25 protein-coding genes are annotated in these 23,123 nt (G+C 60.0%); 13 read left to right on the top strand and 12 right to left on the bottom strand.

Annotated elements, in window-relative coordinates; all coding sequences use genetic code 11:
• Nucleotides 1-29 precede the first annotated feature (29 nt).
• Together K4O48_RS08555 and edd are read right to left on the bottom strand one after the other, a co-directional pair.
• Nucleotides 30-1,001, bottom strand: a complete 972-nt coding sequence (locus K4O48_RS08555; protein WP_222911594.1) for a glucokinase — start codon at nucleotides 999-1,001, stop codon at nucleotides 30-32.
• Nucleotides 998-2,827, bottom strand: a complete 1,830-nt coding sequence (gene edd / locus K4O48_RS08550) for a phosphogluconate dehydratase (protein WP_222911593.1) — start codon at nucleotides 2,825-2,827, stop codon at nucleotides 998-1,000. Before edd ends, K4O48_RS08555 begins: the two co-directional genes overlap by 4 nt.
• A 124-nt stretch (nucleotides 2,828-2,951) precedes the next feature.
• On the opposite strand from edd, the gene gap reads away from it, so the two are divergent.
• Together gap and K4O48_RS08540 are read left to right on the top strand one after the other, a co-directional pair.
• The gene (gene gap, locus K4O48_RS08545) at nucleotides 2,952-3,953 is read left to right on the top strand and encodes a type I glyceraldehyde-3-phosphate dehydrogenase (RefSeq protein WP_222911592.1); all 1,002 of its coding nucleotides are present in this window, start codon (nucleotides 2,952-2,954) and stop codon (nucleotides 3,951-3,953) included.
• A 43-nt stretch (nucleotides 3,954-3,996) separates the two neighbouring features.
• Nucleotides 3,997-4,470: a methylglyoxal synthase gene (locus tag K4O48_RS08540; RefSeq protein WP_222911591.1), complete on the top strand. Its 474-nt coding sequence runs from the start codon at nucleotides 3,997-3,999 to the stop codon at nucleotides 4,468-4,470.
• Here K4O48_RS08540 and scpB read toward each other — a convergent pair.
• The 5 genes from scpB to K4O48_RS08515 all read right to left on the bottom strand — a co-directional run bounded on the left by scpB (nucleotide 4,467) and on the right by K4O48_RS08515 (nucleotide 8,910).
• Nucleotides 4,467-5,231 (bottom strand): SMC-Scp complex subunit ScpB, encoded by a 765-nt coding sequence (gene scpB, locus K4O48_RS08535; protein ID WP_222911590.1) that lies wholly within the window; start codon nucleotides 5,229-5,231, stop codon nucleotides 4,467-4,469. The two genes, K4O48_RS08540 and scpB, sit on opposite strands and share 4 nt — an antisense overlap.
• A 39-nt stretch (nucleotides 5,232-5,270) precedes the next feature.
• Nucleotides 5,271-5,969, bottom strand: coding sequence for a segregation and condensation protein A (locus K4O48_RS08530; protein ID WP_222912042.1), 699 nt, complete (start codon nucleotides 5,967-5,969; stop codon nucleotides 5,271-5,273).
• A 183-nt stretch (nucleotides 5,970-6,152) separates the two neighbouring features.
• The gene (locus K4O48_RS08525; protein WP_260523732.1) at nucleotides 6,153-7,328 is read right to left on the bottom strand and encodes a tryptophan--tRNA ligase; all 1,176 of its coding nucleotides are present in this window, start codon (nucleotides 7,326-7,328) and stop codon (nucleotides 6,153-6,155) included.
• A 78-nt stretch (nucleotides 7,329-7,406) separates the two neighbouring features.
• Nucleotides 7,407-8,030, bottom strand: coding sequence for an L-threonylcarbamoyladenylate synthase (locus tag K4O48_RS08520; protein WP_222911589.1), 624 nt, complete (start codon nucleotides 8,028-8,030; stop codon nucleotides 7,407-7,409).
• A 13-nt stretch (nucleotides 8,031-8,043) separates the two neighbouring features.
• The gene (locus tag K4O48_RS08515; RefSeq protein WP_222911588.1) at nucleotides 8,044-8,910 is read right to left on the bottom strand and encodes a PHP domain-containing protein; all 867 of its coding nucleotides are present in this window, start codon (nucleotides 8,908-8,910) and stop codon (nucleotides 8,044-8,046) included.
• A gap of 178 nt (nucleotides 8,911-9,088) precedes the next feature.
• On the opposite strand from K4O48_RS08515, the gene ispZ reads away from it, so the two are divergent.
• The 6 genes from ispZ (at nucleotide 9,089) to K4O48_RS08485 (ending at nucleotide 13,117) form a co-directional block, all read left to right on the top strand.
• Complete coding sequence (gene ispZ, locus K4O48_RS08510; protein WP_222911587.1) at nucleotides 9,089-9,670, top strand: septation protein IspZ; 582 nt, start codon at nucleotides 9,089-9,091, stop codon at nucleotides 9,668-9,670.
• 8 nt (nucleotides 9,671-9,678) lie between these two features.
• A complete protein-coding gene (locus K4O48_RS08505; RefSeq protein ID WP_222911586.1) occupies nucleotides 9,679-9,978 on the top strand; it encodes a YciI family protein in 300 nt (99 codons plus the stop codon).
• A gap of 84 nt (nucleotides 9,979-10,062) precedes the next feature.
• Nucleotides 10,063-10,440: a hypothetical protein gene (locus tag K4O48_RS08500; RefSeq protein WP_222911585.1), complete on the top strand. Its 378-nt coding sequence runs from the start codon at nucleotides 10,063-10,065 to the stop codon at nucleotides 10,438-10,440.
• A gap of 19 nt (nucleotides 10,441-10,459) precedes the next feature.
• Nucleotides 10,460-11,137: a response regulator transcription factor gene (locus K4O48_RS08495; RefSeq protein ID WP_222911584.1), complete on the top strand. Its 678-nt coding sequence runs from the start codon at nucleotides 10,460-10,462 to the stop codon at nucleotides 11,135-11,137.
• Between the two features lie 135 nt (nucleotides 11,138-11,272).
• A complete protein-coding gene (locus K4O48_RS08490; RefSeq protein ID WP_222912040.1) occupies nucleotides 11,273-11,677 on the top strand; it encodes a Spy/CpxP family protein refolding chaperone in 405 nt (134 codons plus the stop codon).
• A 90-nt stretch (nucleotides 11,678-11,767) separates the two neighbouring features.
• Complete coding sequence (locus K4O48_RS08485) at nucleotides 11,768-13,117, top strand: sensor histidine kinase (RefSeq protein ID WP_222911583.1); 1,350 nt, start codon at nucleotides 11,768-11,770, stop codon at nucleotides 13,115-13,117.
• Here K4O48_RS08485 and K4O48_RS08480 read toward each other — a convergent pair whose 3' ends face one another.
• Nucleotides 13,118-13,684 carry a nitroreductase gene (locus tag K4O48_RS08480; RefSeq protein ID WP_222911582.1) on the bottom strand — a complete coding sequence of 189 codons (567 nt, stop codon included), beginning with the start codon at nucleotides 13,682-13,684 and terminating at the stop codon, nucleotides 13,118-13,120. It abuts the gene before it with no gap.
• A gap of 94 nt (nucleotides 13,685-13,778) precedes the next feature.
• On the bottom strand, nucleotides 13,779-14,150 hold the full coding sequence (locus K4O48_RS08475; RefSeq protein WP_222911581.1) for a YkgJ family cysteine cluster protein: 372 nt from the start codon (nucleotides 14,148-14,150) through the stop codon (nucleotides 13,779-13,781).
• A 188-nt stretch (nucleotides 14,151-14,338) separates the two neighbouring features.
• Here K4O48_RS08475 and K4O48_RS08470 point away from each other — a divergent pair, with 188 nt between their 5' ends.
• A complete protein-coding gene (locus tag K4O48_RS08470; RefSeq protein ID WP_222911580.1) occupies nucleotides 14,339-15,790 on the top strand; it encodes a TrkH family potassium uptake protein in 1,452 nt (483 codons plus the stop codon).
• A 5-nt stretch (nucleotides 15,791-15,795) separates the two neighbouring features.
• Here the strand turns inward: K4O48_RS08470 and K4O48_RS08465 are convergent, their stop codons facing one another.
• Nucleotides 15,796-16,236, bottom strand: coding sequence for a nucleoside deaminase (locus K4O48_RS08465; protein ID WP_222912039.1), 441 nt, complete (start codon nucleotides 16,234-16,236; stop codon nucleotides 15,796-15,798).
• 55 nt (nucleotides 16,237-16,291) lie between these two features.
• A complete protein-coding gene (locus K4O48_RS08460; RefSeq protein WP_222911579.1) occupies nucleotides 16,292-17,221 on the bottom strand; it encodes a DUF808 domain-containing protein in 930 nt (309 codons plus the stop codon).
• A 261-nt stretch (nucleotides 17,222-17,482) separates the two neighbouring features.
• Here K4O48_RS08460 and K4O48_RS08455 point away from each other — a divergent pair, with 261 nt between their 5' ends.
• From K4O48_RS08455 to K4O48_RS08440, 4 genes are all read left to right on the top strand, one after another.
• Nucleotides 17,483-17,800, top strand: coding sequence for an Mpo1-like protein (locus K4O48_RS08455; RefSeq protein ID WP_222911578.1), 318 nt, complete (start codon nucleotides 17,483-17,485; stop codon nucleotides 17,798-17,800).
• A gap of 173 nt (nucleotides 17,801-17,973) precedes the next feature.
• Nucleotides 17,974-19,362 carry an adenylate/guanylate cyclase domain-containing protein gene (locus tag K4O48_RS08450; protein WP_222911577.1) on the top strand — a complete coding sequence of 463 codons (1,389 nt, stop codon included), beginning with the start codon at nucleotides 17,974-17,976 and terminating at the stop codon, nucleotides 19,360-19,362.
• Nucleotides 19,363-19,434: 72 nt separating this feature from the next.
• Complete coding sequence (locus K4O48_RS08445; RefSeq protein ID WP_222911576.1) at nucleotides 19,435-20,202, top strand: helix-turn-helix domain-containing protein; 768 nt, start codon at nucleotides 19,435-19,437, stop codon at nucleotides 20,200-20,202.
• A 150-nt stretch (nucleotides 20,203-20,352) separates the two neighbouring features.
• Nucleotides 20,353-21,264, top strand: coding sequence for a DMT family transporter (locus tag K4O48_RS08440; RefSeq protein ID WP_222911575.1), 912 nt, complete (start codon nucleotides 20,353-20,355; stop codon nucleotides 21,262-21,264).
• A gap of 35 nt (nucleotides 21,265-21,299) precedes the next feature.
• Here the strand turns inward: K4O48_RS08440 and K4O48_RS08435 are convergent, their stop codons facing one another.
• A complete protein-coding gene (locus tag K4O48_RS08435; RefSeq protein WP_222911574.1) occupies nucleotides 21,300-23,036 on the bottom strand; it encodes an IlvD/Edd family dehydratase in 1,737 nt (578 codons plus the stop codon).
• Between the last annotated feature and the right edge of the window lie 87 nt (nucleotides 23,037-23,123).

The following is a 23,123-nucleotide window of genomic DNA, read 5'->3' as shown; positions in this document are numbered from 1 at the left end:
CTTCTCTTGTTCTTGTTTCAAAAAGCCGGTCAGTGCCCGCCGGACGCCCCCTCCAGCAATTGCTGCAAAGCGACACCCGCCCCTTCGAGCCCAGGATATTCGGCCGTCACGACCCAGACCGGAACGTCGTCAAAGTACCGACTCATGCAGCCTTTGTCGCGGAAACTCTGGCGAAACCCACTGTCACGGAAGAAGTCGACGAAACGCGGGACAATGCCACCTGCGATGTACACACCACCCCGAGCACCTGTCGTCAGTACGTTATCTCCGGCGATCCGACCCAGCCAGACACAGAATTGTTCCAGTACCGCCGCCGCGTAGGCATCGCCTGACAGGGCGGCTGCGGTCACTTCCGCGGGGGTGGTGAATCGTGGAGCCTGGTCGTCGACAGTACAACTGGTTCGGTAAAGTTCGAGCAGACCACCGCCACTGAGTATCGCTTCGGCATTCACATGCCCCAGCTTTTCATGCAGACGAGCCCACAATGCTGCTTCCCGGCTCGTCCCGATAGGCAGGCAGACATGCCCGCCTTCGCCCGGTAGCGCTCGCCAGCTACCCCCTTCGAGTGGAAGCAATGTCGCGACGCCCAGCCCGGTGCCAGGTCCGATCACCAGGCGTGCCCGGCCAGCTTCGGATTGTCCGGGGCACACTTCGATCAGCTCACCGTCACGCAGGCGAGTCATGCCTAGCGCCATGGCCGTGAAGTCGTTGATGAGCAACAGATCGCTTAGCCCAAGATACTGACAGAACGCCTTGCGACTCAGCCGCCAGTGATTGTTGGTGAACGCAAACTCATCGCCCGACACCGGCCCGGCACAGGCCAGACACACAGCTTGAAGCGCCTCGACACTCTGGCCGATACCGCGCAGATAAGCGCGAATGGCGTCTTCGGGCCGTGGATACTCTATCGTCGGCAATACCCTCACCGATTCGATTTGCCCGTCGCGCCACAGTGCAAAACGCGCATTGGTACCACCGATATCACCTACCAATGCAGTCACTTGAGCGCCTCCAGCTCCTCGGTAAATACACTCGCTCCCTTTTCCGCTGGGCTAAAGGCCGCGCGCAGGAAGCCGAACAGCTCACGGCCGCAGCCAATCCCCAGATCAGTCGGCGCCATCACGCGCTCACGGCTGTCAAACTCGGCCTGATCGACCAGCACGCGCAGCTCCCCCGTCTCGCCGTCGACACGAATAATGTCGCCATCGCGGACCCGGCACAGCGGGCCACCATCAAGCGCTTCGGGGCTGACGTGAATCGCCGCTGGCACTTTGCCCGACGCCCCTGACATTCGTCCATCCGTGACCAGTGCAACCTTATGGCCGCGGTCCTGCAAGACGCCGAGAAATGGGGTCAGCTTATGCAGCTCCGGCATGCCGTTGGCCTTCGGGCCCTGGAAGCGCACCACGGCGATGAAGTCTCTTTCCAGCTCGCCGTTCTTGAACGCCTGCGCCAATTCGGTTTGATCGCTAAACACGCGCGCCGGAGCTTCCACCACACGGTGTTCGGGGGCAACGGCAGAGATCTTGGTGACGCCGCGGCCGAGGTTGCCTGCGAGCACGCGAAGTCCGCCTTCAGGCGAGAACGGCCGGTCAGCCGGCCGCAGGATCGCTTCATCGAGGCTGCTCTCCGGCCCTTCTTTCCAGACCAGACGGCCATCTTCAAGGAAAGGTTCTCGGGTGTACTGCTTCAGGCCCTTCCCAATGACGGTGTAAACGTCTTCATGCAACAGCCCGGCATCGAGCAGCGTGCGCACCATGAATGGCACACCACCGCAGGCGTGGAAGTGGTTCACGTCGGCCTGCCCGTTGGGATAGACCTTCGCCAACGTCGGCGTCACAGCAGAGATGTCAGCCATGTCCTGCCAGGTCAGTTGGATACCCGCCGCTTGGGCGAATGCGGGGATATGCAGGGTGTGGTTGGTTGAACCGCCGGTGGCATTCAGTGCCACCACGGAATTGATGATCGACTTTTCATCGACGATCTTGCACAACGGCAAATAGTTGGCGGCCTGCGACGTCAGGCGCGTCACCTGGCGCGCTGCCTCGCGGGTAAGCTCATCGCGCAGGGGCGTGTAGGGATTGACGAAGGACGAGCCCGGCAGATGCAGCCCCATGATCTCCATCACCACCTGGTTCGTGTTCGCGGTGCCGTAGAACGTGCAAGTGCCCGGGCTGTGGTACGACAGCATTTCCGACTCGAGGAGTTCCTCGCGGCTGGCCTTTCCCTCCGCATAGCGCTGGCGAACTTCGGCTTTCTGCTTGTTGGGTATGCCGGATGGCATCGGTCCGCCCGGGACGAATACCGCGGGCAGATGGCCGAAACGCAACGCGCCGATCATCAGGCCCGGGATGATCTTGTCGCAGATTCCCAGATACAGCGCCGCGTCAAACATGTTGTGCGATAGCGCAATGGCGGTCGCCATGGCAATCACCTCGCGGCTGGCCAGGCTCATCTCCATGCCCGCCTCACCTTGCGTCACGCCGTCACACATGGCCGGCACGCCGCCTGCGAATTGCCCCACCGAGCCAACTTCGCGTAACGCCTGCTTGATGATGTCCGGAAAATGCTCGTACGGCTGGTGCGCCGACAGCATGTCGTTGTAGGCCGAAACAATCGCTACGTTGGCCTCGTCCATCAGACGCAGCTTCTGCTTGTCCCCGGCCGATGCGCAGCCCGCCACACCATGTGCGAAGTTGGCACATTGCAGCTTGCCGCGCTGAGGGCCGTCACTCGCCGCACCGGCCATTTGCGCAAGGTAACGCTGCCGCGACGGACGGCTGCGTTCAATCAAACGTTCGGTAACTTCTTGAATCCGCGGGTGCATGCCATCACTCCTGCTCGTGAATCTGTAGTTTTACCAACAAAACAACATGTTTCTGGGCTTGATTTCTATTTTGACAGGAATAATCTTGTGATTCCTACAACAAATTTCACCCAGGACTCTTCTCATGACCATTCGTATCGCCATCAACGGCTTCGGCCGTATCGGACGCAATGTCCTTCGGGCCCTGTACAGCCAGAGCTACCGTGAGCATCTTCAAGTCGTCGCGATCAACGACCTCGGCAGCTCGGCGATGAATGCCCATCTCTTGCAGTACGACAGCGTTCATGGTCATTTCGATGCCAAAATCGAAGTGGGCGATGATCGGTTGATGGTCAACGGCGATTCGATTGCAGTTACGGCGATCCGCAACCCTGCTGAGCTGCCCTGGCGCCAGCATGAGGTGGATGTCGTCTTCGAGTGTACCGGTCTCTTCACCACACGCGAAAAAGCCAGCGCTCACCTGGAAGCCGGCGCCGGTAAAGTCATCATTTCGGCGCCCGCCTCCGGCGCGGACGCCACCATCGTCTATGGCGTCAATCATGACATCCTGCGCCAGTCGCACCAGATCATCTCCAACGCATCCTGCACCACAAACTGTCTGGCCCCGGTGGCCCAGGTACTGTCGCGCGAGTACGGCATAGCGCACGGCCTGATGACCACCATCCATGCCTATACCAACGACCAGAACCTGTCCGACGTTTACCACAGCGACCCTTACCGCGCGCGCTCAGCCACGCAATCAATGATCCCTACCAAGACCGGTGCAGCCGAAGCCGTTGGCTTGGTCTTGCCAGAATTGGCCGGCAAGCTGACGGGCATGGCCGTTCGGGTGCCCGTGATCAATGTATCGCTGGTGGATCTGACCCTTGAGCTCAGCCGAGAAACCACGGCCGACGAAGTCAATGCGCTGATGCTGGACGCCAGCCAACGTTCGCCCATACTGGCCTGTAACTCGTTGCCGCTGGTTTCGTGCGATTTCAATCACAACCCGATGTCGTCGATATTCGACACCAACCACACCAAGGTTAGCGGACGGTTGCTGAAAGTAATGGCCTGGTATGACAACGAGTGGGGATTCTCCAATCGCATGCTGGACACATGCCGCGCTCTGCACGAGGCGCCGTAACCCTCAATATCGCCGCCGAACGGCTCAGTAAGCAGGGAAGAGAATGAACCGCATCGATTTCGTTACTGCGTTAATGCCTGCGCGCAAACGCATCGCCCTTGTCGCGCACGATCACTGCAAAGCGCGCTTGCTGGACTGGGCGGATCGGCAAAAAGCGAAACTGGCGAACCATCAATTGCTTGCCACCGGTACAACCGGGCTTCTGCTCGGGCGTCGGCTGAGCCTGCCGGTGGAATGCATGATCAGCGGCCCTTTGGGTGGTGACCAACAGATCGGTGCGCGAATTGCCGAGCGCCGTATCGACATGCTGGTGTTTTTCTGGGACCCCTTCGAGCCGCAGCCGCATGACCCGGATGTGAAGGCGCTGCTCCGGGTTGCTGCGGTCTGGAACATACCGTTGGCCGCCAACGAGAGCAGTGCCGATTATCTACTCTCAAGTCCGATGCTCGATGAAGCCCATGCGCTGAGCATTCCGGATTACGACACCTACCTGGCAGGCCGGAAAACAGAAACCTAGTCGCGGCGCTCCTCGTCCGGAACGCCCTGGCTTTCATCTTCAGTCTCGTCGCGCAAATCCTCGAAATCGATCTTCAGGCCGGTCTCCATACTGTCCAGCTCCGCGAGGAGGCTACGGAAGCTAGTTTGCTCGCGTGGCATTTCGGACTCCGACTCGGCGTCGGCTCGGGCCTGCAAGGCCAGCGGCACGGGCGCTTCCTCGACATCTACCGGCAACGGCTCGGGCTCCATCTCGCGCAATACCGCCAGCGGCGGAAGCTCGTCGAGGTTTTTCAAGTTGAAATGATCGAGAAACTGCTTGGTGGTGGCGAACATCGCCGGCCGCCCGGGCACGTCGCGATGGCCCACAACCCGCACCCACTCACGCTCCAACAGCGTTTTCACAATCTGCGTATTGACCGCGACACCACGGATGTCCTCAATTTCGCCTCTGGTGATCGGCTGGCGATAGGCAATCAGCACTAACGTTTCCAGCAACGCACGGGAGTAGCGCTGCGGCCGTTCTTCCCAGAGCCGGCCCACCCACGGCGAAAAACGTTCGCGTACTTGCAACCGATAGCCACTGGCGACCTGCTTCAACTCAAACGCGCGCCCTTTGCAGGATTTTTCGAGTAGTTCCAGCGCCTTGCGTAATAGCGTCGGCGAGGGTCGCTCGGCCTCTTCGAACAGCTCGGCCATCCGCTCGATCGACATGGGTTTACCGGAGGCAAGCAAAAAAGCTTCGAGTAGCGAAGCAAGATCCTTGGGGTCGGACAGATTCAACGCCTCTTTACCTCAACTCTTCATAAAATCGCACAGCCATCATTCGACCCGAGCCCGAACGTGGATCGGCGCAAACGGTTCGTTCTGCACCAGCTCGACCAGCGCTTCCTTGATCAGCTCAAGCACGGCCATGAACGTCACGACTACACCGAGGCGGCCTTCTTCGACCGTGAACAAGGTGGTAAACGGAACGAAAGCCCCACCCTTAAGGCGCTCCAGCACATCGCTCATACGCTCACGCGTCGACAGTGTCTCCCGCGTCACCTGATGGCTTTCGAACATATCAGCCCGACGCAGCACCTCCGCCATGGAAATCAACAGCTCTTCGAGGCTTACCTCTGGCAGCAACTTCCGCGCCCGCGCATCAGGCGCGTCGATTCTCGGAACGTGCAAATCGCGACCAACCCGCGGGAGGTGGTCAAGGTCTTCGGAAGCGGCCTTGAAGCGTTCGTATTCCTGCAGCCGGCGAATCAACTCAGCGCGAGGATCAAGCTCATCCTCTTCCACCTCGGCTGAGCGCGGCAGCAACATGCGCGACTTGATCTCGGCAAGCATCGCGGCCATCACCAGATATTCCGCAGCCAACTCCAGTCGCACGGACTTCATCAGCTCGACATAACCCATGTACTGCCGGGTAATTTCTGCAACGGGTATGTCGAGAATGTCGATGTTCTGCTTGCGGATCAGATAGAGCAGCAGGTCTAACGGCCCCTCGAACGCCTCAAGGAACACTTCCAGTGCGTCCGGCGGGATGTAAAGGTCCTGTGGCAGCTGGTTGAACGCCTCGCCGTAGACCAGTGCCAGGCGCAGCTGCTCGCCGGGCGGATCGATCGTCGCCTCGGCACTGTGTTCCTGCATGCTCACTCCCGCAAACGGCCAATATCTAATCGGCGACAGCTTAAGCCGGTTAACGCGTGGGCTCTAGCGGTAATTCAGACCCATGGCCTGGCGAACAACCACCAACGTTTCGCGGGCTTCATCGCGCGCCTGATCGGCGCCCTCGGCCAGGATGCTTCGCACCAGATCCGGGTTTTGCTCATAGTCCTGAGCCCGTTCGTGGAGCGGTTCCAACTCAAGCTTGATCGCGTCGATCAGTGGCGCCTTGCACTCCAGGCAGCCAATACCGGCACTTCGGCAACCCTGCTCCGCCCATTTGCAAACGTCCTCTCCGGAATGCGCGAGGTGCATCTGCCAGACTGGGCAACGGGCCGGCTCACCTGGATCGTGGCGGTGCACCCGGGCCGGATCGGTGGGCATCCGCTTGATCTTTTCTTCAATTTCGTCAGGCGTATCGCGCAAAAAGATCGAATTACTGGACGATTTCGCCATTTTTCCACCATCCAGCCCGGACAGCTTTGGCGAGTCGCTCAAAAACGCCTGCGGCTCCGGGAGCAGCAATCTGCCGCTGCCCTCCAGATAGCCAAACAATCTCTCCTGATCGCCGATCGTAATCGTTTGCTGGTCTTTAAGCAGGGCGCGAGCCGTATTCAACGCCTCGAGATCACCCTGCTCCTGGTAGCTCTTGCGTAGGCTGGTGTAGAGCTTGGCGCTTTTCTTGCCGAGTTTGCGAATCGCCCCCTCAGCCTTTGTCTCAAAATCTTCTTCGCTGCCATAGAGGTGATTGAAACGCCGTGCCACGTCACGGGCGAACTCAATGTGCGGCAGCTGATCGGCACCTACCGGTACGACGCCGGCGCGATAGGCCAGGATGTCCGCTGCTTGCAGCAACGGGTAACCGAGAAAGCCGTAACTACCCAGGTCCTTCTGCTGAGGGTCTAGCTGCAACTCCTTGTAGGACGGCACTCGCTCCAGCCAGGCCAAGGGACAGATCATCGACAACAACAGGTGCAGCTCGGCGTGCTCCGGGACCTGGGATTGAATGAACATCGTTGCCGAGCTTGGGCTGACGCCGGCCGCCAACCAATCGATTGCCATGTCCTGCACGTTTCGGGCGATATCTGCACCGCCGTCATAATCAGTAGTCAGGGCATGCCAGTCGACGATGCAGAAGAAGCACTGATATTCATGCTGCATCCTGACCCAGTTCTTCAGGACGCCGTGGTAATGACCAAGATGAAGACGGCCGTTAGGCCGCATTCCGGACACCACGCGTCGCTGCGAATCCATGGAGCTCAAAAGGGTTTCCTTCGTAGAAATTGAAATAGGCGAATCGAATCAGCCACCAAACGGCGCCGGGTCACCGCAGCCTACGCGCACGACTTCCGGATCACCATCGACCAGACTGATGACCGTCGAGGCTTCAACACCACCGTAACCGCCGTCGATAATCAGGTCTACCTGATGCTCAAGTGCGTCACGCATTTCGTAGGGGTCGCTCATTGGCTCTGTTTCACCGGGGAGAATCAGGCTCACGCTCATGAGCGGCTCGCCGAGCTCGGCGAGCAACGCCTGCGCGATTGGCAGCGCAGGGACGCGCAAGCCGATAGTGCGCCGCTTGGGGTGCAACAGCATCCGCGGCACTTCGCGGGTAGCACTGAGAATGATGGTGTACGGACCGGGAAGATGCGTCTTGAGCAGACGGAAGGCCGCTGTATCGACCTTGGCAAACAAACCAAGTTGTGACAAGTCGCGGCATGCCAGCGTGAAGTTGTGCTTGTCATCCAACTGGCGCAGCCGCCGAATGCGTTCTATCCCGCTCTTGTTGCCCATCGCACAGCCGACGGCATAGGACGAATCGGTGGGATAGACCACCACGCCACCGTTGCGAATGATTTCAACGGCCTGCTTGATCAGCCTGGCCTGAGGATTGTCTGGATGTATTTGGAAAAACTGGCTCATGGGCACTCCCTGCTCAGCAGGTAACAGACTCGCATGGTTCATGATCGAAATGTCTCCACAGAGGCTGAAGATCATCCGGCAAGGCTCGATACATCCCCAGCTCAGACCAGTCGCCTGGCGCATGGAAATCGCTGCCGACGCTGGCCATCAGGCCGAACTCACGAGCCAGGATCGACAGGCCGCCAACCTGCTCCAGCGGCTGCATCCCGTTGACTACTTCGAGCGCATGCCCACCCGCCTGGGCAAACTCCGTAACCAAGCGCCGGCGCTTGCTACGCGTGAAGTCGTACTGCCACGGATGCGCCAGGCTTATCCAGGCGCCCGCGTCGCGTAGTGTAGAAACGGTTTGTTCCAAACTGGGCCAATGCTGCTTGACGTCGCCGAGCTTGCCTGAGCCAAGCCATTTGCGAAATGCATCGGCACGATCACGGACATGACCGGCACGCACCAGGAACTCGGCAAAATGCGGGCGCGCGGGGGCGTTGCCGCTGTCGCCTAGTTCTTGCTGCACGGCTCTGGCTCCGTCCAACGCGCCTGGCATGCCCTTCGCTTCCAGACGCTGAGCGATCAGTTCCGCTCGTAGCCAGCGGCCATCGTGCAGCTCCGCAATCGCCTGCTGCAGAGCGGCTGCGTCTCGGCGAAAGGCATAGCCCAGGACATGTATGGTCGCGCCGCCCCACACGCAGGAGAGCTCAATGCCGTTAACCAGCCTGATGCCCAGCGAGTCCGCCATTGCGCGCGCCGCATCGATCCCTTCGAGCGTGTCGTGATCGGTCAGGGCCAGTAGCTCGACGCCCCGAGCATGTGCCCGCTCAACCAACGCCGGGGGCGCCAGTACGCCGTCCGACGCGGTGCTGTGGCAATGCAGATCAACAATCATTCGGGACAATTCTCCAGCTACTAGGCGACATACTGTTACTGACCGTAAGGGCCGATGCTCGTGCCGTCGTCAACGTCGGCATAGCTTGCGCCGCATCCAGGAAATGATCGGTGGGCGACGTTCCGCCAAAACCACGGTTTGTTATTATGCCGGCCACTCACCGCTTCTGGCTCTCTCCGTGAAACAAATCGTCGACTTCATTCCGCTGCTGCTGTTCTTTGTCGTCTATAAACTCGAGCCGAGAACGATTGAACTGGCGGACCTGAGCCTCACGGTCGGCGGCATTTTCAACGCAACCGCTGTGCTCATTGTCAGCTCAATCGTTATCTATGCCGCACTGTTCGTTACCCAGCGAAGGCTCGAAAAGAGCCAATGGCTGACGTTGGGCGCATGCGTGCTGTTTGGCGGACTGACATTGGCGCTGCACAGCGAAACCATACTGAAATGGAAAGCGCCAGTGGTTAACTGGCTATTCGCGCTTGCGTTCATTGGGAGCCATTTCATCGGCGAAAAACCACTCATCCAGCGCCTGATGGGCCATGCGGTACGGCTGCAATCTGCGCAATGGCTGCAACTGAATGTCGCCTGGATTCTGTTCTTTCTAACCTGCGGTTTTGCCAATCTGTTCGTTGCCTTTGCCTACCCGTCGATCTGGGTCGACTTCAAGGTCTTTGGCAGCTTGGGCCTAACCTTGCTCTTCATGGCGGGCCAGGCCGTGTATCTGGTCCGTCACATGCAACCCGAACCTGAAGAATCATAGGAGTAACCATGCTCTACGCCATCATTGCGACTGACGTACCCGACTCACTCGAAAACCGTCTGGCTGCACGCCCGGCCCATCTGGCTCGCCTTGAGCAATTGAAAAGCGAAGGTCGGATGGTGTTGGCCGGTCCGCACCCGGCCGTGGACAGCAATGACCCAGGCACTGCCGGCTTTACCGGGAGCCTGGTGGTGGCCGAGTTCGAATCCCTTCAGGCTGCCGAGCAATGGGCTGAGGCCGACCCATACAAGGCGGCTGGCGTCTATGGCGATGTTGTGGTCAAGCCGTTCAAGCGAGTCTTCCCCTGAGTGATTCACCGAGATAGGTCGTTACCCGGGCCGTAGGGTTCTACGGCCCGTCAGGAAAAAACCATAAAGGAAAGAGGAGTTCCGATGCGCCAAGGTCAGCTGTCACTGTTAGTGATCCTGAGTATTGCCATGCCATTCGTGCATGCCGAGGAAGGCATCACCGTTCCCGTCACCGAGCAAACCACTGAGGTGATGCAACCCCCTCCCGACAGCAGCCTGCAGCAGGAAAAGGCGAACGCTGACATCGCCATTGTCAATGCCGAACGAGCCCAGCTCGCGCACTTGCGTAAAGAGAATCATCGTCTGCGCATGCAGCTGCAACAGGGGCAGTCGACGGTGCAACCCCCACTGTTAAACGACCAGCAACAGTGGTTTGCGGTCGGAGGTGGTGTAGGCGTACTCGGGTTCTTACTGGGCGTACTGACCACCCGAGGGCGTCGCCGCCGGCAATGGCTGAATTGAAGCGGATACGAGCGAAGGCATGAGCGAGCTGCTGCTGATAGATGACGACCAAGAACTCTGCGAACTGCTGGTGAGCTGGCTGGCGCAGGAGGGATTCGCGGCCCACGCCTGCCATGACGGCCAGAGCGCGCGTAAGGCGCTGGCCGAGCACCAGCCAGCGGCGGTAGTGCTTGATGTCATGCTGCCTGATGGCAGCGGGCTCGAATTACTCAAGTGGCTACGGAGCGAGCACCCTGACCTACCCGTGTTGATGCTATCGGGGCGCGGCGAGCCGCTGGATCGCATCCTTGGTTTGGAACTGGGCGCCGATGATTACCTGGCCAAACCCTGCGATCCGCGTGAGCTCACCGCTCGGCTGCGTGCGGTGCTGCGGCGCAGCCAACCGGCCAGCGCGCCGACTCAGTTGGAACTGGGCGATCTTTGCTACAGCCCGGCCCGGGGCGTCGCCAGCGTCGGCGACCATGACGTGACCCTGACCCTTTCCGAAGGCCGCATTCTCGAGGCATTGCTCAGCCAGCCCGGCGAACCATTAGACAAGCAGGCACTGGCGCAGCTCGCCCTTGGACGCAAGTTGACTCTCTACGACCGTAGCCTGGACATGCATGTCAGCAACCTGCGACGCAAGCTCGGCCCACATCCTGACGGACGCCAGCGCATCGTCGCGTTGCGTAGCCGCGGTTATCTTTACGCCTCCTGATCGGCTTTACCCAGCCTTTACCCTGAGCTGACTGCCCTTGACCTTGCGCGCCCTAGACTGAGCTCATCCGATCAGAGCCAGAAGCAGCGCAGGCGCTTGTGGCAATCGGCTTCATACACAGGAGAAAACCTCATGATGCGCAAGACTCTTATCGCGATGCTTTTCGCTTCGACACTTCCCACCATCGCCATGGCCATGCCCGACGGCCATCAGCGCCATCACGGTGGCAACCACGCTCCGTTCGAACAGCTGGACCTGACCAAGGCGCAAAAGCAGGAGATGCGAGCGCTGATGGGCGAACAAATGAAGAGCCATCGCGAAATTACTCAGCGGTACCTGGACAAGTTGCCAGAAGCCGAACGCAAGGCGATGCAAGACGAGCTGAAGGCGAGCAAGCAAGCCACCCACAAACAGATTCGTGACTTGCTCAAGCCTGAGCAACAGAAGCAGTTCGACGAGATGCACGAGAAGATGGAAGCCAAGCGAGCCGAACGCGCCGAGTTCCAGCAATGGAAAGCGGAACGCGATCAGAAAGACTGATTACAGCGGCTAATGGCCGAAACCAACCCGCCCGGCCTGCAGATCGCTACCCAATTGTGCAGGCCGGGCTTCGTCGTGGAGAACTGACCGGTGCGATCACTGTTTTGGCGCATCCTTGCGACATTCTGGCTCGCCATCGCGCTGGTCGCCGGCCTCGCCATGCTGCTGGGCCATGCCTTGAATCAGGACACCTGGATCGTCAATCGACATCCCGGAGTCAAGGACCTTGCTGAGATCTGGACACGGGTTTACGAGCGTCAGGGCGCCCTGCCGGCGCAATTCTTGCTCGAGCGACACCGCCACCGTTTTCATGTCGATGTGCAGGTGCTGGCGGAGAACGGCCAACCGGTTATCCGCGGAACCTTCCCGGCCCGCGCTGCCGCGTTCGAGGCGCGTCAACAGGATCGTGATGGCCGGCTCCCTTGGCGGCGACTCACCACCGACTACACCAGCCCGCTGAGTGGCGAGACCTACCTGTTCATTTACCGAATCCCGAATTCGGAACTGCAGGCGTGGCATCGCGGCAGCCTGTTCTGGCCGCTGAGCGCAATTGCCATCACGCTGATCGTGTTGACCGGCTTCAGTCTGCTGCTGACGCTGTCAATCACCCGCCCACTTGATCGTCTTCGCGGAGCCGTGCACGACCTTGGCCAGACGACCTATCAGCAGAATTCGCTTGCGCGCCTGGCCACGAGGCGCGACGAGCTCGGCGTGCTGGCCAAGGACTTCAACCGGATGGGTGCTAGGTTGCAGAGCCTGATCGGCAGCCAGCGTCAACTGCTACGGGACGTCTCCCATGAATTGCGTTCACCCCTCGCGCGCCTTCGCATCGCCTTGGCCCTTGCCGAGCGGGCAACGCCAGAGGAACGCGAACTCATCTGGCCACGGCTGGCCAAGGAGTGCGACAGGCTGGAAGCGCTGATCAGCGAGATTTTGGAGCTGGCACGATTGGATGCGGAGCCAGGTGCGGCGACGCAGGTGGATCTGCCATCGATATTTCAACAGTTGTCCGAGAACGCGCGCATCGTCGCGCCAGCCCAGCGGATCGAAACACGAATTGACGCCGGTATCGAGCTGAATGGCTGGCCAGACATGCTTGAGCGTGCGCTGGACAATCTTTTGCGTAATGCGCTGCGCTTCAATCCAGAAGGCGCGCCGATCGAACTCAGCGCCGCAACTGAGGGCGACTGGCTGCTGCTGAGCATTCGAGATCACGGGCCCGGCGTAGACGAAGCCCACCTGACGAAACTCAGTGAACCCTTTTTCCGTGCGCCCGGGCAGACCACTGCTGGCCACGGATTGGGCCTCGCGATAGCTCGACGCGCGGCGGAACGCCATGGTGGTGAGCTATTGCTTGGCAATCATCCCGACGGCGGCTTCATTGCCACCCTGAAGCTGCCACGGAGCCTGGCAAGCACAGCGCTGCCGCGCCCACAGTAGTCAGGACACCTGGCCCCACGGACGAACGAAATCCCGTGGGTCCAGTTCCGGCGGCGTCCTCGGATTTCCGTCTGGCGTTCCTACGTAAATAAAGCCGAGCACCTGCTCGTTATCCGCCAGGCCTAGCTGTTGCGCAACGTAAGGATCATAGGCGAACTCACCGGTCCGCCAGACCGCGCCCAAACCCTGCGCGTGTGCCGCAAGCAGAACGCCGTGCGCGGCACAGGCGACCGCGAGCACCTGCTCAGATTCAGGAATTTTTGGATGGGGCAGTACGCGAGCGATGGCCACCAGCACTATGGGCGCCCTGAGGGGCATCTTGCGCGGTTTAGCCAATGCATCGTCCGGTAATTCCGGCTGACGCAAGCGAAGCGCCTCGGCGAATAACGCACCCAGTCGCTCCCGGGCGTCACCCTGAACAGTCAGGAAACGCCAGGGGCGAAGCTGACCGTGATCGGGCGCCCGCAATGCGGCACGCAGGATCACATCCATCTGGGCAGCATTCGGTGCGGGATCAGCAAGCCGTGTCACAGACACACGGTTGAGTAACAGGTCGAGAGCGTCCATCAGCACCTCCAAAAAACGAATCGGACATTCTAGAGGTCCGACCCGTTCTTTTGGCAGCCCATTGCACAATAGCCCAACGCGTGAGGGATCCCCGTCAGGCGACCCGGTCCGGCGAAATCTGCGGCTCCAGCGGTGGCGTGATGGGTGGCAGGCCATGGGCCGCTCGAGCCGCATCACAATGGGCGTTGTGCTGCCCGTCTACCCAAGACGCCTCGAACTCGCGGCACGTGCTCGAACGCTGTTCATACATCGTGCAGCGCACACCACACCCCACATCGCCCATCAAGCCAACGCAGCGCGCGGGCTTGGACTCCGTGCCCAGCATCGCCACGTGAAATGGGCTGACCTGTACGGTCGCGCTGTCCGGAACGGTACCGCCGGATGAGGCACATTCGCCCCAAAAGAAAGACACACGAAAATACGCGCAGCAGGCGCCGCACGTGAGGCAAGGATTGTCGATCGACATGAAAGGTGAGCACCCAGAAACCGGCAAAGGGCCGGCGCCGAGCGGCTATTCTATTGATCGCAACGGACTTGGGAAGAGCCCGGCAGGGTCCGCCGCAAAAGATTTTTTGGCGCGCCGATAGCCGGTTTACTGCCGCTCCGACAGGCGTAGAATGACGGCCTCATTTTCGAGCCGAGCATGAATCACACATGTCCTTGCCGACGCTGCGCATTATCGGTTTCATTCTCGGCATCTTCCTGATCACCCTCGCAGTCAGCATGGTCATTCCGATGGTCACGTTGCTGGCCTTCGAGCGCACCGACGACCTCCAAGCGTTCCTCTGGGCGAGCCTTATCACCTTCGGCTGCGGTTTCGCGCTGGTTGCCCCGGGCAGACCGGCCAATACCCATCTACGCCCACGCGACATGTATTTCCTGACCACTGTCAGCTGGGTGATTGTTTGCTGTTTTGCCGCGCTTCCGCTGATGCTGATACACCACATCAGTTATACCGATGCGTTTTTTGAAACGATGTCAGGCATCACAACAACCGGGGCGACCGTGCTTTCGGGGCTCGACAGCGCATCACCGGGCCTGTTGATGTGGCGATCACTGCTGCATTGGCTCGGCGGCATCGGTTTCATCGGCATGGCAGTAGCAATTCTGCCGCTGTTGCGCGTCGGCGGAATGCGCTTGTTCCAGACAGAATCATCGGACTGGTCAGAAAAAGTCATGCCGCGCTCGCACATGGCCGGCAAGTACCTGATCGCCATCTACGTGACCTTTACGGTGGCGGCTTTCATTGCCTTTTGGCTGGCGGGGATGAGCGGCTTCGATGCCATCAACCACGCGATGTCGACCGTGGCAACGGGCGGTTATTCGACGTCCGATGCTTCACTCGGCAAGTTCAGCCCGGCATCCCACTGGGTGGCTATCGTCTTCATGATTCTGGGCAGCTTGCCGTTCACCTTGTATGTCGCAACTGCACGCGGTAACCGCAACGCTCTGTTAGGCGATCAGCAGGTTCGGGGCTTTCTGGTGGTACTGACCGTGACCAGCCTGCTATTCAGCGGCTGGTACTGGCTCAACCATGATGACAACCTGCTCGACTCGCTGCGTATCGTGACGTTCAGCGTGGTGTCCGTCGTGACGACCACGGGGTTCGCCGTTAACGATTACACCCAGTGGGGTGGTTTTGCGGTCATGGTGTTCTTCTACCTGACATTCCTGGGTGGGTGTTCGGGCTCAACGTCCGGCGGATTGAAGATGTTCCGTTTCCAGGTCGCCTACGCCCTCTTGCGCTCGAACCTCAAGCAACTGGTCCATCCACGCGCTGTGATTCGTCAGCAATACAACGGGCACAACCTCGACGAAGAAATCGTCCGCTCGATTCTGACCTTCTCGTTCTTCATCACCATGACGATCGGCGTGTTGGCATTGTGTCTGGCACTGCTTGGTCTGGATCCGATTACCGCGCTCACCGGTGCTGCCTCAGCGGTCTGCAACGTTGGGCCTGGTCTGGGGCCAATCATCGGTCCAGCGGGCAACTTCTCGACGCTGCCCGACGCGGCAAAATGGTTGTTGTCGGTCGGCATGTTGCTGGGTCGTCTGGAGATCATCACCGTGCTGGTCATGCTGACGCCTTCGTTCTGGCGTCATTGACTCGATCAGGACTCGCCGATGTCCTCGTTCCACAACTCGGGGCTGCTGGCGATGAAGCGGCGCATCATTTCAACGCATCGCGCATCCTGCAGTACGTCGACCTCAACGCCGCGACCACGCAACCACAACTCCTCGCCCATGAAGGTCTGGTTCTCGCCGATGACGACCTTGGGAATACCGTAGAGCAGGATCGCCCCGCTGCACATCGAGCAAGGCGATAGCGTGGTGTACAGAACAGAGTTCGCGTAAACGCTGGCCGGTTGCCGGCCGGCGTTCTCGAACGCATCCATCTCCCCATGCAACACGGCGCTACCCTGCTGCACCCGACGGTTGTGCCCCCGACCAATGATTTGCCCGCGGTGGACGATCACTGACCCAATGGGAATCCCGCCTTCGGCCAACCCCTTCTCCGCCTCTTCTATCGCGGCCTGCATGAATGCATCCATCATGTTGCTCCCCTGACAGTTAACGATTAACGGCTCAGGCTTGGATTCGCCGCATTCAGGCGGCGTTGGCCTTGCGCTTGAACAGCCGGGCGCCCAGCGTAACCGCAGCGAATACCAGGCCGCCGACGAGGATGCCGAAGGCGGCGTCCAGCAGCGTCGGCAGCAACCCGGCTAACACTGAGCCGATATAGGGCAGCGCGACCGTGTTTTCCGCGGTGTTCTGGATGAAATGGTGAATGGCCTGGATACCGTGAGTGAGGATACCGCCGCCGACCATGAACATGGCCGCCGTGCCAATCACCGACAAGGATTTCATCAGCCATGGCGCAACCGCGAGAACTCCCCTCCCGATCGCCTGCGCGCCGCTATTGGCGCGTTGGCTCAATGCCAGGCCGGCATCGTCCAGCTTCACGATGCCGGCCACCAGCCCATACACGCCGATCGTCATGATCATCGCGATGCCTGCGAGTACCGCCACTTGCTCGATGAAGGATGCCGCAGCCACGGTGCCAAGGGTGATGGCGATGATTTCGGCTGACAGAATGAAGTCCGTGCGTACCGCACCACTGATCTTGTCTTTCTCGAAAGCGACCATGTCGACGCTCGGGTCTGCCAGTGCCTTCAATTGCTCTTCGTGGTGATTGTCGTCGCGATGCAGGAAGCGATGCGCAAGCTTCTCGAAACCCTCAAAACAGAGAAACGCGCCGCCAAACATCAGCAACGGGGTGATCGCCCAGGGTATGAACGCGCTGATCAGCAGAGCTGCTGGCACCAGGATCAGCTTGTTTCGCATCGACCCCTTGGCCACGGCCCAAACCACGGGCAGTTCCCGGTCGGCTTTAACGCCAGTGACCTGTTGAGCATTCAGCGCGAGGTCGTCACCCAATACACCCGCCGTTTTCTTTGCGGCGATCTTGGTCATCACAGACACGTCGTCCAGGATCGTCGCGATATCGTCAATCAGGGCAAGCAGGCTACTGGCCAAAGCGGGGTTTCCTTAAGTGGGTATTCATGAGGCGCCGGCATGTGCATGCCATGCATCGAGAATTCTGAAAGCTAAGGCCCTCTTCCCGCAACACAAGTTCCGGCCTGGCAGTGTCAATAGCGACACGTTTCGGCAGAGAACTCCGCTGAGGTTTACCCAATGGAGGGCAAGCACGAAGCAATGAAGCTGATGGCCGTCGCCGATGGTCAAAAGACGTCAACGAACATAGACTGCCGTGACGACAATGACAGGAGGTGCGGCATGAGCACGCAAACCGCCGAACGTTTCACCCGCTTCGCAGAGTTCTATCCGTTCTATCTGGCCGAGCACAGCAACCCCACCTGCCGGCGACTGCACTATGTCGGTAGTTTGCTGGTAATCGCCATCCTGGCTTACGCACTGATCAGCCAACATTGGTTATGGCTGCTGGCGATGCCTCTGGCCGGTTACGGCTTTGCCTGGGTTGGCCACTTCATCTTCGAGAAAAACCGCCCGGCCACCTTTCAGTACCCGCTCTACAGCTTTCTGGGCGACTGGGTGATGCTCAAAGACATGCTCACTGGAAAGATTCGATTCTGACGACGGAACCGGGTCTCTTCCGGCCCGTAACCGCAGCCCGTCACGGATTGGACGGGCGGTTTGGCGCAATGGTGGCGACTTGGTTATGATCGCCGGGCCAGCGCCGGTCGTGGCGCTGCTGACTCCAACGGCGCTTGCCAGAGCGCCGGTACCATTCAGGGATAGTAATCATAATGTCAACCGTGACCGGTGAACGGCGCAACGGCCTCGCTACTCGTCCCTTGCGCGAGTATTACGCACGGGTTTTTGCTTATCTGACCTGCGCCGCCACGCTCGCTGCCGGTGTTTATACCCAGCAATTTTCGCTCAACTTGTTGTGGCTGGTGCCTTACACGCTCCTCTACCCGCATTTCGCCTATCACCTGAGCTATCGCTTCAAGCGGCAACACCCCGAGCAAACCTCGCAAACCCTTCTATGCCTCGACGCCCTGAATGCGGGCGCAGGTATTGTGCTGCTCGGATGCGCGCTGGTACCCAGCCTGATGTTTTTGCTAACGCTGGGCTTCAGTGCGCTGGTCATCGGCAGCCTGCGCCACTTTCTGATGACTATGCTGATGGTCACGATCGGGGTCGGGCTGACCAGCTTGCTGGTGCCCTTGCAATTCGACAGCACGACTCCGGTCCTGGTGTCCTCCGTCAGCATTCTGTTCACTACGGTCTATATCTGTGTCACGGCCTACTATGTGCACCAGCAAGGCATACGGTTGGCACAGGCGCGCAGCGCGGTGGAGGCCGAACAGGCCAAGGCCGCACGGTTGGCACGCAATCTGGCGAAGTACCTGTCGCCTCAAGTGTGGGAGTCGATCTTCTCTGGCAAACGCAGCGTGCGCCTGGAAACCCAGCGCAAGAAACTGACGGTGTTCTTCTCGGACATCAAAGGCTTCACTGAACTCGCCGAAGAATTGGAGGCTGAAGCGCTCACCGATCTGCTCAACACCTACCTCAATGAGATGTCGAAGATCACGCTGAAGTACGGTGGCACTATCGACAAGTTCGTAGGCGACTGCGTGATGGTGTTCTTCGGTGACCCTGCCACCCAGGGAGCGAAAAAGGATGCGGTGGCGGCCGTCTCGATGGCCATCGCCATGCGCAAGCATATGAAGGTACTTCGACAGCAGTGGCGCGCCCAAGGCATTACCAAGCCGATGGAAATCCGCATGGGGATCAATACTGGCTACTGCACGGTCGGCAACTTCGGTGCCGACACTCGCATGGACTACACCATCATTGGCCGCGAAGTGAACCTGGCCAGCCGGTTGGAGAGTTCGGCCGAAGCCGGAGAAATCCTGATTTCCCACGAAACTTATTCGTTGGTCAAAGACGTCATCATGTGCCGCGACAAGGGCCAGATAACCGTCAAAGGGTTCACGCGGCCGGTCCAGATCTATCAGGTCGTGGATTTCCGCCGGGATCTCGGCGCGACCAACAGCTTCGTTGAGCATGAGCTGCCGGGCTTTTCGATGTACCTGGACACCAACGGCGTGCAGAACTTCGACAAAGAGCGCGTCATACAAGCGCTCAATCAGGCCGCCGAGAAGCTTCGCGACAAGGTCATCATGTAACCTGTCGACAGCGTTCAGGTGTCACGCCATCTTCACCGTCAGCTCCACTAGCGCAAGCACTCGAGGTCACCCATGCCGCCTATCCTGTCCTTGCGCCATTACAATCATGACCCGATCATCCACAGCCATCAGCACACCCAGCTAGTGTTCGGCCTGCGTGGCCAGCTGGATTTCGAAATCAATGGCCAAGGCAGTCGTATCCATCAGCAGCTGCTCGCGGTGGTGCCTAGCGAAGCGCGCCATGCCTGCCACAGCGCCGACGGCAGCGCGTGTCTGGTCGTGGATATTCCAGACCGGGTCTGGCTTCAGCAGCACCTCGGCCATCACGCTGATTCCGCGCAGCGGTTACTGGAACAACCCGCTGCGCTGCGCCTGAGCCCGGCCCAGAGCCAGCTTGTCAGTTGGCTTTCAGCGAGCCCGATCAACGATCCGGTCATAAGCCACCAAGGCGCCACGTTGTTATTGGCCAGCCTTGCGGCTGGCTGCGAGCCGATCAAGGAGAGCCAGCTGCTCCCGCTGGCCGCGCTTGAGACTCATATTGACCGCCACCTGGCACACCCCCTCGAGGTCCGGGATCTTGCCCGTCTGGCCGGGCTTTCCGTGCAGCGCTTCCATGCACGCTTCGTCAGCGAAACAGGGTACACGCCACAAGCGTTCATCCGACTGCGCCGCTTGCAGCAGGGGCGTCAGTTGCTGCTGAGTACCCCGTTGGCGGTCGGCGAGATAGCCCTTCGCGTCGGATACGCATCGCAGAGCGCCTTCACCGCAGCGCTCAATCGACAGTTCGACACCACACCCCGCGCCATCAGACGCGAGGGGCGCGACAAATCCCGCGAGTGACGCGACAGACAGTTTGTCTCGCGTGCTCCATCATGACTGCTCCGTGCCACATGTGATGCCCCAACGCACCCTATCGCGAGGCCTCATGATTCAGTCAGACCCTTCTATGCAATTCACGCAACGCATGCGATCAGCAGCGAAATCCAAGCCATGACCCATCGCAACGCCTTGCTCGCGATCCATTTCGGCGCGCTGATGTTCGGGCTATCAGGCGTATTCGGCAAGCTGGCCGAAAGCACTCCCCTGATCATCACGATGGGCCGCGCGGGTTTCGCGGTGGCTGCGCTGCTTTTGGCCGCCCAGTTTTTCCGTCGCAATGGCGCTCACCCAAGCATTCGCCAACGGGCCGGTCTGCTGCTTGGCGGGCTACTGCTCGGTGGCCACTGGCTCACCTTCTTCATCGCCGTCAAGACAGCCGGTGTCGGCATCGCCACGCTGGGTTTTGCCAGCTTTCCCGCCTTTACCGTGCTACTAGAAGGGTTGCTGTTTCGAGAGCGCACCCGACCCATCGAGTTCGGCATGGTGGCACTCGTATGCGTCGGATTGCTGTTGGTCACGCCGCAGTTCGATCTGGCGAGTGAAAGCACGCTGGGTCTGTTGTACGGCATTTCGTCAGGCCTGATGTTCGCCCTGCTCTCGTTGCTCAATCGCGCCATCACCCGCGGCGTCGACCCGGTCCAGGCGGCGCTCTGGCAGAACGGCACCATCCTGTTATGCCTTTTACCGTTCACCTGGACGTCACTGCCCTCAATCCCGCCACTCGACTGGCTGTGGCTGGCGCTGCTTGGGGTTTTCTGTACCGGCCTCGCTCACAGCTTGTTCGTCGCCAGCCTGAAGGTACTGAAAGCCCGCACGACCTCGGTAATTTTCGCGCTGGAACCGGTGTATGGCATCGCGTTCGCCTGGTGGCTGTTCAACGAGCAGCCAACGCTGGGGATGTTGTTCGGCGGTGCCTTGATCATCCTGGCCTCGGTGATAACCAGTCGTTTGAAGGTCCCCGCCGTCAGCATCGCCCCGACGACCATACCCGATGCACCGCATCCCCCAGGACAGTCGCGCTGACCACAACGCACTCGCGTGGCGACGGGGACACCGCATCAGTGAGAGTGCCGGGGCACCTCCGCGCCGCGGCAACCAACCAAGAAGTCGAAATCGCACCCTTCGTCCGCCTGCAGGACGTGTTCAACAAACAGCCGCCGGTATCCGCCGTCCCACAGCAACCCTTTTGGGGGATGCCAATCCGCCAGGCGCGCCTGCAACTCGGCCTCAGGGATGTCGAGATGCAGCCGGCCCGCGAAGCAGTCCAGTTCAATGAAATCGCCATTTCGCACCACCGCCAGCGGCCCGCCAGCAGCCGCCTCCGGCGCGACATGCAACACCACTGTGCCGTAGGCCGTGCCGCTCATGCGGGCATCGGAAATCCGCACCATGTCGGTGATACCTTTCGCAAGCACCTTCGGCGGCAGGCCCATGTTGCCGACCTCGGCCATACCGGGATACCCCTTGGGTCCGCAGTTCTTCATCACCAGCACGCAGGTTTCGTCCACGTCCAGTTCCGGGTCGGCGATGCGCGCTTTGTAGTCATCGAAGTCTTCGAAGACGACCGCGCGGCCTCGATGTTTCATCAGGCTCGCGGTGGCCGCGGACGGCTTGAGCACTGCGCCGCTGGGCGCCAGATTGCCGCGCAACACACAGATTCCGCCATCCTCACGCAACGGATTGTCCAGCGGGCGGATGACCTCGTCCTGCCCATAAATGGGCGCCTGGGCGCAGTTTTCCCACAGCGACTTGCCATTGACCGTCAAGGCATCCGGATTGGGAAGCAGGCTGTTCTCGCCTAGCCGTCGAATCACCGCCGGCAAGCCGCCGGCATAGTAGAACTCCTCCATCAGAAACCGTCCGGAGGGTTGCAGATCAACAATGGTCGGCATGCCGCGACCGATGCGCGTCCAGTCATTCAGGTCGAGCGCGACACCCATCCGACCGGCGATGGCCTTGAGGTGAATCACCGCATTGGTTGATCCACCGATGGCAGCGTTGACGCGAATGGCATTTTCAAACGCCGCTTTGGTCAGCACCTTCGACAATCTCAGGTCTTCCTGCACCATCTCGACGATACGCATTCCCGACAGATGCGCCAGCACATAGCGGCGTGAATCCACAGCCGGAATCGCCGCGTTGTGCGGTAAGGAAGTACCCAACGCTTCGGCCATGCAGGCCATGGTCGAAGCGGTGCCCATGGTGTTGCAGGTTCCCGCTGAGCGCGACATGCCGGCCTCGGCGGAAAGGAATTCGTTGAGGTCGATCAGCCCTGCCTTGTACTGCTCATGCATCTGCCAAACGATGGTGCCAGCCCCGATATCGCGGCCGTTGTGCTTGCCGTTAAGCATCGGCCCACCCGTGACCACAATGGCTGGCACGTCGCAGCTTGCCGCGCCCATCAGCAGTGCGGGCGTTGTTTTATCGCAGCCGGTGAGCAGCACGACCGCATCAATAGGGTTCCCCCGGATCGACTCTTCGACATCCATGCTGGCCAGATTACGGGTCAGCATGGCGGTCGGTCTGAGGTTCGACTCGCCATTGGAAAAGACCGGAAACTCCACGGGATAGCCGCCGGCTTCAAGCACGCCCTTTTTCACATGCTCGGCGATCTTGCGGAAATGTGCGTTGCAGGGGGTCAGCTCTGACCAGGTGTTGCAAATGCCAATGATCGGCTTGCCCTGAAATTCGTGATCAGGAATGCCCTGATTCTTCATCCAGCTGCGGTACATGAAGCCGTTCTTATCGGTGGTGCCGAACCATTGAGCGGAGCGCAGGGGGCGTTTTTCGATCATTGATACACCTGTCTTGGTCGGGTCGGCCTGCTGGGTCGCCCTTACTTTTTTTGTTGGGGGTGCTGCCGCCGGGTCGTGATGGCGTAA

It is taken from the genome of Pseudomonas sp. DNDY-54 (genome assembly GCF_019880365.1).
GTDB lineage: Bacteria > Pseudomonadota > Gammaproteobacteria > Pseudomonadales > Pseudomonadaceae > Stutzerimonas > Stutzerimonas stutzeri_P.
This window is presented reverse-complemented; position numbering and strand designations above follow the sequence as displayed.

Bases quoted from the DNA above. Each gene is read 5' to 3' on its own strand.
- K4O48_RS08445 (WP_222911576.1), top strand. From the start codon at position 19,435: ATGCCGCCTATCCTGTCCTTGCGCCATTACAATCATGACCCGATCATC.
- K4O48_RS08515 (WP_222911588.1), bottom strand. From the start codon at position 8,910: ATGATTGTTGATCTGCATTGCCACAGCACCGCGTCGGACGGCGTACTG.
- K4O48_RS08450 (WP_222911577.1), top strand. From the start codon at position 17,974: ATGTCAACCGTGACCGGTGAACGGCGCAACGGCCTCGCTACTCGTCCC.
- K4O48_RS08470 (WP_222911580.1), top strand. From the start codon at position 14,339: ATGTCCTTGCCGACGCTGCGCATTATCGGTTTCATTCTCGGCATCTTC.
- K4O48_RS08495 (WP_222911584.1), top strand. From the start codon at position 10,460: ATGAGCGAGCTGCTGCTGATAGATGACGACCAAGAACTCTGCGAACTG.
- K4O48_RS08490 (WP_222912040.1), top strand. From the start codon at position 11,273: ATGCGCAAGACTCTTATCGCGATGCTTTTCGCTTCGACACTTCCCACC.
- K4O48_RS08475 (WP_222911581.1), bottom strand. From the start codon at position 14,150: ATGTCGATCGACAATCCTTGCCTCACGTGCGGCGCCTGCTGCGCGTAT.
- K4O48_RS08455 (WP_222911578.1), top strand. From the start codon at position 17,483: ATGAGCACGCAAACCGCCGAACGTTTCACCCGCTTCGCAGAGTTCTAT.
- K4O48_RS08500 (WP_222911585.1), top strand. From the start codon at position 10,063: ATGCGCCAAGGTCAGCTGTCACTGTTAGTGATCCTGAGTATTGCCATG.
- K4O48_RS08540 (WP_222911591.1), top strand. From the start codon at position 3,997: ATGAACCGCATCGATTTCGTTACTGCGTTAATGCCTGCGCGCAAACGC.
- K4O48_RS08525 (WP_260523732.1), bottom strand. From the start codon at position 7,328: ATGCGGCCTAACGGCCGTCTTCATCTTGGTCATTACCACGGCGTCCTG.
- K4O48_RS08435 (WP_222911574.1), bottom strand. From the start codon at position 23,036: ATGATCGAAAAACGCCCCCTGCGCTCCGCTCAATGGTTCGGCACCACC.
- K4O48_RS08505 (WP_222911586.1), top strand. From the start codon at position 9,679: ATGCTCTACGCCATCATTGCGACTGACGTACCCGACTCACTCGAAAAC.
- edd (WP_222911593.1), bottom strand. From the start codon at position 2,827: ATGCACCCGCGGATTCAAGAAGTTACCGAACGTTTGATTGAACGCAGC.
- K4O48_RS08480 (WP_222911582.1), bottom strand. From the start codon at position 13,684: ATGGACGCTCTCGACCTGTTACTCAACCGTGTGTCTGTGACACGGCTT.
- K4O48_RS08465 (WP_222912039.1), bottom strand. From the start codon at position 16,236: ATGGATGCATTCATGCAGGCCGCGATAGAAGAGGCGGAGAAGGGGTTG.
- gap (WP_222911592.1), top strand. From the start codon at position 2,952: ATGACCATTCGTATCGCCATCAACGGCTTCGGCCGTATCGGACGCAAT.
- K4O48_RS08440 (WP_222911575.1), top strand. From the start codon at position 20,353: ATGACCCATCGCAACGCCTTGCTCGCGATCCATTTCGGCGCGCTGATG.
- K4O48_RS08520 (WP_222911589.1), bottom strand. From the start codon at position 8,030: ATGAGCCAGTTTTTCCAAATACATCCAGACAATCCTCAGGCCAGGCTG.